This window comes from Mycobacterium sp. 1245499.0 (genome assembly GCF_001673615.1).
Taxonomy (GTDB): domain Bacteria; phylum Actinomycetota; class Actinomycetes; order Mycobacteriales; family Mycobacteriaceae; genus Mycobacterium; species Mycobacterium europaeum_A.
In genome coordinates, this window is sequence record NZ_LZMG01000236.1 from 1 (window position 1) to 8,828 (window position 8,828).

Consider the following 8,828-nt stretch of genomic DNA (forward strand, 5'->3'; position numbering starts at 1 on the left):
TGGCGCGCCAGGCAAACGCCACCCGGCCCTCGAGAACGGCGGCATACGCCGGTAGCCCGGTGTGTTCCCACGCGCTGTGATTGGTCTCGCGCCCCGATGCGGAGACGGAGAACCACTGGGTGGCCCCGAGATCGCGGTGTTGCGTCACCCGGTCCTCGGCGCGCAGCGTTTCGTCTTCGATGTCAGCGCGGGGAAAGTAGGCGACTGGATATCGGCCCGGTTCGTGTAGCAGGATCACGTCTTCGCTGTCGACTATCCATCTGTCCTCGAAGCGTACTCTCATCCGTCGCCGCAGCGGCTCGGCGAAGAGCAGCCGCGCCGGCAGTGGCTGCTCGGTCAGGAAATGCCCCACCGATCCCGTCGCAAGCGGGCCTTGCTGCCATGCGAGCCCCATGATCGTGTCCCTTCGTCGCGAAAACTTTTCGGCGTCCGCGGTCACGTCACTGCATGACGACGACCATCTTCCCGCCGGCTTCTCCCGCCTCCATCACGCGGTGCGCCTCTCGGATCTGCTCGAAAGAGAAGATGTGTGACGGCTTCGCATCCAGTTCGCCGTCGGCAACCTGCCGGGCGATGTCTTGCAGGGGTACGTCTGAGAGCGGAAAGCCCGGTGTCCCAAAGACGAAGCTCCCGAAGAAGTTCCAGTTCACGCCGCTGGCCATGCGCAGCAGCGGGTTGAAATCGCCAATCGGGTCGAGTCCGCCCAACCATCCGGCCAGGCACGCCGTGCCGCCGCGCCGCAACATGTCGAGGGAGTCGAGGATGGTGCTGTTGCCCACCAGGTCCAGGACCGCGTCAATGTCTTTGGTTTCGGGGATGTGGGAGGCCAGGTCGCGCCTTTCCAGTTCGACGCGCGAAGCGCCTAACTTTTCCAGCATCGGCAAGCGATCGCTGCTTCGCGCCGTGGCGATGACACGCGCGCCGGCGGTGACCGCCATCTTGAGTGCGGCTTGGCCGAATGAGGAGGTCGCGCCCCGTAAAACCAACGTTTGTCCGGATCTCAGGTCGAGGTTGCGGAACAGGCATGTCCAGGCGACCGCGTAAGTCTCGGGCAGGGCGGCCAAATCCGACCAGGGCAGGTCCGACTCAATGAGGGCGACATTGGCGGCGCGAACCCGCGTGTACTCGGCGTAGCTGCCGTTGATGGTGCGCCCCAGCCCGCCCATCAGCGCCGCCACCTTGGCCCCGACCGGGAATTCGCCGCCCGGGCACGAGTCGACGATGCCGACGCATTCGATCCCGCTGACCTCGGCCGCCTCAGCCCATTCACCGCGACGCATGTGCATCTCGGCGTGGTTGATGCCGAAACCCTTTACCGCAATGACGACTTCGCCATCTTTCGGCAGGGGCTTGGGGATGTCGGTGTAGACCAGACTGTCCAGGCCGCCAAACTTTTCCAAGATGATCGCCCGCATGGTTTCCCCGCCGGGTTGCTCGCGTACGACCGCCGGTGCGGTTGGCAGCTGAGGTGACTCGAGCACGGACATCGGCTGCCTCTTTCACCATCGTTGGCGGCGACGGCGCCCGGCGGCGCGACGCAAATATTGGGCCAACTGACCCATTATTATGGGCGTCCACACCGACCATGTCCAGCGAAAGGTCAATACTCAGGCCTCGCGCCGACCGCGAGACGACACGGCTCGACGCTTACGCCGCGGCGGGTGCGCCGCGAAGGAGCGCACATAGTCGACCGCGGCATTGACGGCGACCCGCAGCGGTTGCGGATCGCCGGTGACGTGGGTGAGCATCGCGCCGCCCTGGTGCGCGGCGACCAGCGATACGGCCAGGTGCCGCGCGTCGGCCTCCGGGCGCAGGTGTCCGCGCTCGCGCATCGACTCCAGTCCGGCCCGAAACAGGTCGATCCATTGGTCGTATCCCGCGGCCAGGTCATCGTGGACCTCGCGGTCGCCCTCGATCAGCTCACCGGCCAGGGACCCATAAACGCAACCGCCGACGCGGTACACGGCGTCGATGTCGGCCACGCAGGCATCGGCCCACGCCCGCAGGGCATCTAGGCTGTCGAGTCCGGCGAACTGTGGCCGAGTGTGAAAGTCCCGCACGTCATTACGGCGCGCATCGATGACGTGGCGGGTCAGGTCGCGCTTATCGCCGAAGTAGTGCGAGATCTGGGATCCGCTCACAGCGGCGGCGCGGCGAACCTGGTCGACGCTCGTGTTGGCGACGCCCCGCTCGAACATCAGCCGGGCGGCGACCTCGATGATGCGCGCGCGTGTCGCCAGTCCCTTGCGGGTGAAGCGCGATGGGTTGCGTTCGGTCACTTCACCACCTTCGGCACCAATCGCTCAGCCGGCCCGTCGCGCCGGGCGACGCGCGCTGGACCGGCGCGGCGGACGGGGTGCGCGCTCGGCAGGGTCGGTGGCGAACAGACGCAAATAGTTGATCGCGAAGCGAATGGCGTCGGCGTGGGGCCACTCCTCTCGGTAAGTGAAGGTCAGCACGCCACCGCCCTGGTGCGCGGCGACGATCACCAACGCCAGCTGGTGTGGATCGGCATACCGAACCAGCAATCCGTCGTCTTTCATCCGCGCAATCGCCTGTTCCAGCAAGTCAATCCACTGCCGGTACCCGGCCGCCAACGCCTCGCGCGTGGCGTCGTCCGACTTCGCCAACTGGGCGGTGAGCGCGTGATAGGTGGGGGTGCCGAAATAGCCGATGCGCCGCAGGTAGCGCATGTTCAGGTCGATCCACCGCTCGAAGTCGTCAAACGAACCCAGGCCGCGAAGTGTGGGCTGGCGGTGAAAGTCCAAGACGACGCCGATCTGGCGCCTGATCACCGCGCGGATGAGCGTCGCCTTATCGGCGAAATAGTGGGCGAGCTGTGAGCCGCTGACGGAAGCCGCCCGGCGAACGCCGTCCATGTTGAACGCGGACAGGCCCTTTGTGACGATCAGCTCGGCGGCGGCCTGCACGATCCGGTCGCGGGTGGCACGCCCCTTGGCGGTCAACCGTTGTTCACCATGAACATCGGGATGGGCCATCGCGTCAGGCTAACCTGGTAGCGCCCCCATTTATGGGATCTCCAGCCCATACATCGGCTCAGGCGCGGCCTTGCCTGGCGAGGAAGTTCCGGATCAGGTGCGCGACGTCGTCGCACGCCGACTCCAGCAGAAAGTGTCCGCCGTCGAGCAGATGGATCTCGGCGTCGGGCAGGTCGTCGGCGAACGCCTCGGCGCCGGCCGGGCCGAAGATCTCGTCGCCGCGGCCCCAGACGGCCAGCAGCGGCACCCGGGTGGCCCGGAAGTAGTCGTGCAGGCGCGGATAAAGGGGCGCATTGGTGGCGTAGTCGCGAAACAGCTTGAGCTGCACCAGGTCATTGCCCGGACGGGAGATCAGGGCGTAATCGTGCTGCCAGGATTCGGGATCGATCAGCGTCTCGTCGGCCACGCCGGTCACGTACTGCCAACGGGTGGCCCCCAGGGTAAGGAACTGGCGCACCGCCGCCTCGGTATCCGCCGTTTGCTCCTGTTGGTATGCCTGCACGACCTTCCAGAAGCTCTCGACGAATCCCGCGTCATAGCCATTGCCGTTCTGGCTGATGATCGCGGTGATCGCGGCCGGGTCGCGCAACGCGAGTCGCCAGCCGATCGGCGCGCCGTAGTCCTGGACGTACATGGCGTACCGGTCGACGCCCAGGGTCCGCAGCAGGTTTGCGGTGAGGTCGGTCAGCGCGTCGAAGGTGTAGTCGAATTCGTCGACCGGTGGTGCGTCGGACAGCCCGTACCCCAAGTGATCCGGCGCGATGACGTGGTAACCGTCGGCCAGGGCCGGGATCAGGTGACGGAACATGTACGAGCTGGTGGGAAAGCCGTGCAGGAGGAGCACCGTGGGACCGGCCGGGTCTCCTGCCTCGCGGTAGAAGAGTCGATGGCCGTCGACCGTGGCGTAGCGATGGTGAACAGCAGGCATGACGTTCCTCCTGGCTCAACCCCTTTCACCGCCGTGCGCCGCGACGGCGTGGGATGGAAAATCCGCGAAACCCATCTAGAGGTTTCTGGGTTATCTGACCCAGTATGCAACACCGCGGCGCCGAGCAACAGCCTTTGCCAATGTATTGCCGTGCGGACTGGCCTGCCATATTCTGGGCCAATCATCCCAGTTGGGCTCGCTACGGATACGAGCTGGTTCGAGGTGACATGGTCGACAGGCTTGTTTCGGTGAACGTGGGCATGCCCAAGAACGTCGAATGGCGCGACAAAACCGTCTACACGGGGATATGGAAGGCCCCGGTCGAGGGACCGGTCATGGTGCGCCGCCGCAACGTCGACGGTGACGGTCAGGGCGACCTCGCCGGTCACGGCGGTGAACAACGCGCGGTGATGGTGTATCAGAGCGAGTCCTACGACTTCTGGAAGAGCTACCTGAAGCGCGACGATCTGCGAGCCGGGCACTTCGGGGAAAACTTCACGGTCACCGGGCTCGCCGACGACGACGTCTGCATCGGCGACCGCTATCGCATCGGTGACGCCGAGTTCGAGGTGACCCAGCCGCGCGTCACCTGCTTTCGGGTCGGCCTTCGCCTCGACGAGCCCGACATGCCCAATCTGCTGGTGGCCCAGCATCGCCCGGGTTTCTACTTCCGCGTGATCACCGAGGGCCAGGTGCGAGCCGGTGACGACATCGTGCGGACGCGCCGCGGCCGCCACGAACTCAGCGTCGCCGCTGTGGACGCGCTGCTTTATCTACCCGACCGCAACGTCGAGACGCTGCGCAAGGCCGTCGACATTCCGGCGCTGAGCCCGGGTTGGCAGCAGTCGTTTCACGAGCTGCTGGCCGCGCACGATGGAGCCACTTCCGCGGTGGCGCCGCCCATCGGAGTCGAACCGGGGTGGCAGGGCTTTCGTAGCTTGCGGGTCACCGAAACATGCTGGGAGAGTCCAGAAGTGCTCTCGATCCGGCTCAAGGCCGACGACCAGGCTCCGCTGCCACCGGCGCTGCCCGGGCAGTACTTGACGATCAAGCTCGCCGGCGCCGGCGAGCCCGCGCCGCTGCGCAGCTATTCCCTGTCGGACGACTCCTCCGCCGGTGATTACCGCATCAGCGTCAAGCGCGAGGACCACGGCGTGGTGAGCGGGTGGTTGCACACCCACATCAAGCCGGGGTCGGTAATCGCGGCGGCCGCTCCGCGTGGCGACTTCTGCCTGACCGAGGACGAGGGCCCGGTCGTCCTGTTCTCCGCCGGAATAGGCGCGACGCCGGTGCTGGCGATGCTGCACGCCCTGTCCGCGGCCGGAAGCCGGCGCGACATCTGGTGGTTGCACACCACCCGCAGCCGCGAAACGCAGGTGTTCGCAGCCGAAGTCGAGACGCTCATCGGGTCGTTACCGCACGCCCGGCAGCGGGTCTTCTATACCGAAACGCAGGGCCGGCTGCGCCGGGAGTCGATCGCGGAACTGGGCCTGCCGACCGACGCCACCGTTTACCTTTGCGGTCCAACCCAATTCATGACGGATATGCGCGACGCCTTGACAGGAATGGGATTCGACCCGTCCCGGATCCACACCGAGCTGTTCGGCGCGCTGCCCGCAATCAACCCGGGGGTGGTCGATGCGGGCGAGCGCCGGCCGCCCCACCCGCCTGCCGGAGCGCCGGGTGTCGGACCGGCGATCACCTTCACACGCAGCGGATTAACGGTCAACTGGTCACCCGCGTACCGCAGCATCCTCGATCTCGCCGAAGCCTGTGACGTGCCAACCCGCTTCTCCTGCCGCAGCGGCGTGTGTCACGTGTGCGTCACCGGAATCGTCTCCGGCGCAACCACTTACGTCCAGCGGCCGCTGGATCCGCCGGGTGACGGGTCGGTACTGATCTGCTCGGCGGAGCCGGAAACCGACGTGGTGCTCGATCTGTAGTGCTCAGGCGACGATTGCTTGCTGCCCTCCGGTCGCATGCAAGACTGCGCCGTTGACGTAGCTGGCCTCCGGCGAGGCGAGAAAGACCACGGCACTGGCGATTTCGCTCGCGTCGGCCACCCGCTTCAGCGCGGTGATGGCCGCGATGGTCTCGAGGGCGCCCGGAAGCGCCGCGGCCCCAGGCGTTTCCGTCGGCCCCGCGGCCACCGCGTTCACCCGCACGCCCGACTCGCCGAATTCATCGGCCCATACGCGGGTCAGCTGCTCCAAGCCGGCTTTGGTGGCCCCGTAGATCCCCGCCCCGCGCGTTGCGAACGACGCTGCGAGGGTGCTCACGTTCACCACCGCACCGTGGCCCCGGGCGGCCATGGCCGGCACCAACTTCTGCACCAGGATGTAGGGGGCGTGCAGGTTGACGTTCACGTGTTCGTCGAAGGTCGCGTCGTCGGTGTCGGCGGTCGGGCCGAATTCATAGATACCGGCGTTGTTGACCAGGATGTCCACCGGCCCGGCCTCGGTGGCCAATCGCCGCACCTCGTCGGCGACGTTGAGATCCGCCGCGACGAAACGAGCTGTACCACCGGCATTTTCGATGTCGCGGACGGTTTTTGCGCCGCGTTCGGCGTTGCGGCCCTGCACCACGACCTCGGCGCCGCGACGTGCAAGCTGCAGTGCGATTTCCCGGCCGATACCCGATGTAGCACCGGTCACCAACGCGGTCGAGCCGGCCAATGATGTTGCCATCGAAATCCTGCCTCCAGGAGAGAAGTTCAATTGCTCTCCCGATAAGCAGCGGTTGGTCGGCGTTTATTCCTAGGGGTTCAGCGGGACGGACGCCTCGGCGGTGTAGCACAGGAAGGTCAGCGTCTCCTGCAGGTACAGCTGCACGGTGTCCGCGTCGTGGCTGGTGTATCCGATCGACACGTCGGTGCCGAGCTGCAGGTCGAAGTCGCCGCCGCGGGTGGTCAGCACGAACGCGCCGTCGATGGCCGGTGCCCAGATGATGTCTCCGGGAACCAGTCGGTCGATGTGTTCGAGGATCGGATATCCGTGTTCGGTGGTCTCGCTGACCCGGGTGTAGACGTCGGCGGACAGCAGCACCGAGTACGGGCCGTCCACACCGGCCAGCCGGAGTTCGGAGATCGCCTGGGTGATGACGTCGGGGATCTCGCGCGGATCGGCCGGCAGGGTCAGCGATTTGTTCGAGCTGGCCGAGCGGATGCCCTCGATCGACGCCGCGGCGTAGCCCTCGAAGATGGCCCGGTCTTCCACGAACGCCAGCTTCTTGGCGGCCTCCTTGACCGGATCCCAGTCGGAGTCGTTGGCGCCGCGCTCGACGTTGTCGATCTCGTAACGAGACAGGGTGAACGGAACCCGCAGGCGGACAAGGGGTTTGCTCTCCCGCAGATGAGCCTCCACACCCTCGGTGGGCGACGCCACGTTGGCGAGCCGACCGGTGCTGACGGCGGCGGCGACTGGTCCGCCCGGCTCGCTGACGTCGACGACCCGGCGCCCGGCGATGTGTCGCTTGAAGGTGCGGGTCGCCTCCGTTTCGATCTCGTGCCAGGCGGCGTCGGTGACCGGTGCCAGGTCGCGGTAGAGGTTGTTCATAAGGAGGTTCCTTTCAGGCTGCCGATCGAAAGTGAGCCGTTCTGTGCAACAGGCGTTTCCGCCACCGGCGCTGCGGGCAGCGGCGGTGGATCATCGAGAAAGTCCAGGGTGGGGGAGAAGAACATTCCGCCGGTTACGGCGGTGGAGAAGTCGAGGATGCGGTCGGTGTTGCCCGGGGGATCGCCGAGGAACATGTTGCGCAACATTCGTTCGGTGACTTGGGGTGTCCGCGAATAGCCGATGAAGTAGGTGCCGTATTCGCTCTTGCCGAGTTCGCCGAACGGCATGTTGTGCCGCACGATTTTCAGTTCCGTGCCGTCGTCGTCGGTGATCACGTTGAGCGCGATGTGGGAGTTGGCCGGCTTCACATCGTCGTCGAGTTCGATGTCGTCCAGCTTGGTCCGGCCGATCACCCGCTCCTGCTCGGTGACCGAGATCGAATGCCACGACGACATGTCGTGCACGTACTTCTGCACGTGCACATAGCAAGAGCCGGCGAAGTCGGGGTCCTCGTCGCCGATCGCGGTGGCACTTTCGGCCAGCGCGCCGTCCGGGTTCTCGGTGCCGTCAACGAATCCGAGCAAGTCGCGGTTGTCGAAGTAGCGGAAGCCATGCACCTCGTCGACCACGGTGACCGCGCCGGCCATCGATTTGAGGATCCGGTCGGCCAGCTCGAAGCAGACGTCCAAGCTCTCGGCCCTGATATGGAACAACAGGTCCCCGGGGGTGGCGGGGGCGGTGTGCCGCGGTCCATTCAGCTCGGTGAACCGGTGCAGTTCGGCGGGCCGCGGTCCGGAGAACAGGCGGTCCCACGCGTCGGAGCCGATCGAGGCGATCGCCGACAACCGCTTCTGCGGTTCGCGGAAGCCGATCGCGCGCACCAGTCCCGGAATCTCGGGCAGCGCGTCGTGCACCGTCGCCTCTCCGCCGTCGTCGATGGTGACCACCAGGAAGATCGCCGCGGGCGTCAACGGCGCGAGGATCGGTTGCGGCTGGACGGGGGGCACTCTGAGGACCCTAGCGTGGCGACGGTGAGCGCCGAAAGCGGAGCGAGCAAGGAGCGCGCAATCGGACCTCGCGTGGCGACGGTGAGCGCCGAAAGCGGAGCGAGCAAGGAGCGCGCAATCGGACCTCGCGTGAAGTCCGTGACCGCGGACAGCCATGATGATCAACATGTCGGCCAGCGCCGCAGGCCTCTGCGATTTCATCGACGCTTCCCCCTCGCCATTTCATGCCTGCGCCACGGTCGGCGCGCGGCTGACCGCCGCCGGGTTCACCGAACTGAACGAGGCTCAACGGTGGCCGGAAGAACCGGGCCGCTACTTCGTGGTCCGGGCCGGCTCGCAG

At 66.3% G+C, this 8,828-nt stretch carries 9 protein-coding genes and 1 pseudogene; 2 read left to right on the forward strand and 8 right to left on the reverse strand.

Annotation, left to right across the window (positions count from 1 at the left end):
• The 5 genes from A5646_RS13280 to A5646_RS13300 all read right to left on the reverse strand — a co-directional run.
• Positions 1 to 394: DUF427 domain-containing protein (locus A5646_RS13280; RefSeq protein WP_156765598.1), on the reverse strand; the 394-nt coding region annotated here is incomplete at its 3' end.
• Positions 395 to 440: 46 nt separating this feature from the next.
• A complete protein-coding gene (locus A5646_RS13285) occupies positions 441 to 1,487 on the reverse strand; it encodes a zinc-binding alcohol dehydrogenase family protein (protein ID WP_066865441.1) in 1,047 nt (348 codons plus the stop codon).
• A gap of 120 nt (positions 1,488 to 1,607) precedes the next feature.
• Positions 1,608 to 2,279 carry a TetR/AcrR family transcriptional regulator gene (locus A5646_RS29905; RefSeq protein WP_066878825.1) on the reverse strand — a complete coding sequence of 224 codons (672 nt, stop codon included), beginning with the start codon at positions 2,277 to 2,279 and terminating at the stop codon, positions 1,608 to 1,610.
• Positions 2,280 to 2,303: 24 nt separating this feature from the next.
• Positions 2,304 to 2,999: a TetR/AcrR family transcriptional regulator gene (locus A5646_RS29910; RefSeq protein ID WP_067022060.1), complete on the reverse strand. Its 696-nt coding sequence runs from the start codon at positions 2,997 to 2,999 to the stop codon at positions 2,304 to 2,306.
• A 58-nt stretch (positions 3,000 to 3,057) separates the two neighbouring features.
• Positions 3,058 to 3,927, reverse strand: coding sequence for an alpha/beta fold hydrolase (locus A5646_RS13300; RefSeq protein WP_067022062.1), 870 nt, complete (start codon positions 3,925 to 3,927; stop codon positions 3,058 to 3,060).
• Between the two features lie 227 nt (positions 3,928 to 4,154).
• Between A5646_RS13300 and A5646_RS13305 the strand changes: the two genes are divergently transcribed.
• On the forward strand, positions 4,155 to 5,870 hold the full coding sequence (locus A5646_RS13305) for an MOSC and FAD-binding oxidoreductase domain-containing protein (protein WP_067022064.1): 1,716 nt from the start codon (positions 4,155 to 4,157) through the stop codon (positions 5,868 to 5,870).
• 3 nt (positions 5,871 to 5,873) lie between these two features.
• On the opposite strand, the gene A5646_RS13310 is transcribed toward A5646_RS13305, so the two are convergent.
• The 3 genes from A5646_RS13310 to A5646_RS13320 form a co-directional block, all read right to left on the reverse strand.
• A complete protein-coding gene (locus A5646_RS13310; RefSeq protein ID WP_067022066.1) occupies positions 5,874 to 6,614 on the reverse strand; it encodes an SDR family NAD(P)-dependent oxidoreductase in 741 nt (246 codons plus the stop codon).
• A gap of 69 nt (positions 6,615 to 6,683) precedes the next feature.
• Positions 6,684 to 7,481: a family 1 encapsulin nanocompartment shell protein gene (locus tag A5646_RS13315; protein WP_066865461.1), complete on the reverse strand. Its 798-nt coding sequence runs from the start codon at positions 7,479 to 7,481 to the stop codon at positions 6,684 to 6,686.
• A complete protein-coding gene (locus A5646_RS13320; protein WP_066865464.1) occupies positions 7,478 to 8,488 on the reverse strand; it encodes a Dyp-type peroxidase in 1,011 nt (336 codons plus the stop codon). The genes A5646_RS13315 and A5646_RS13320 overlap by 4 nt, the downstream gene beginning before the upstream one ends.
• 166 nt (positions 8,489 to 8,654) lie before the next feature.
• Between A5646_RS13320 and A5646_RS13325 the strand changes: the two are divergent.
• A pseudogene (locus A5646_RS13325) lies at positions 8,655 to 8,828 on the forward strand (M18 family aminopeptidase); the annotation flags it as partial.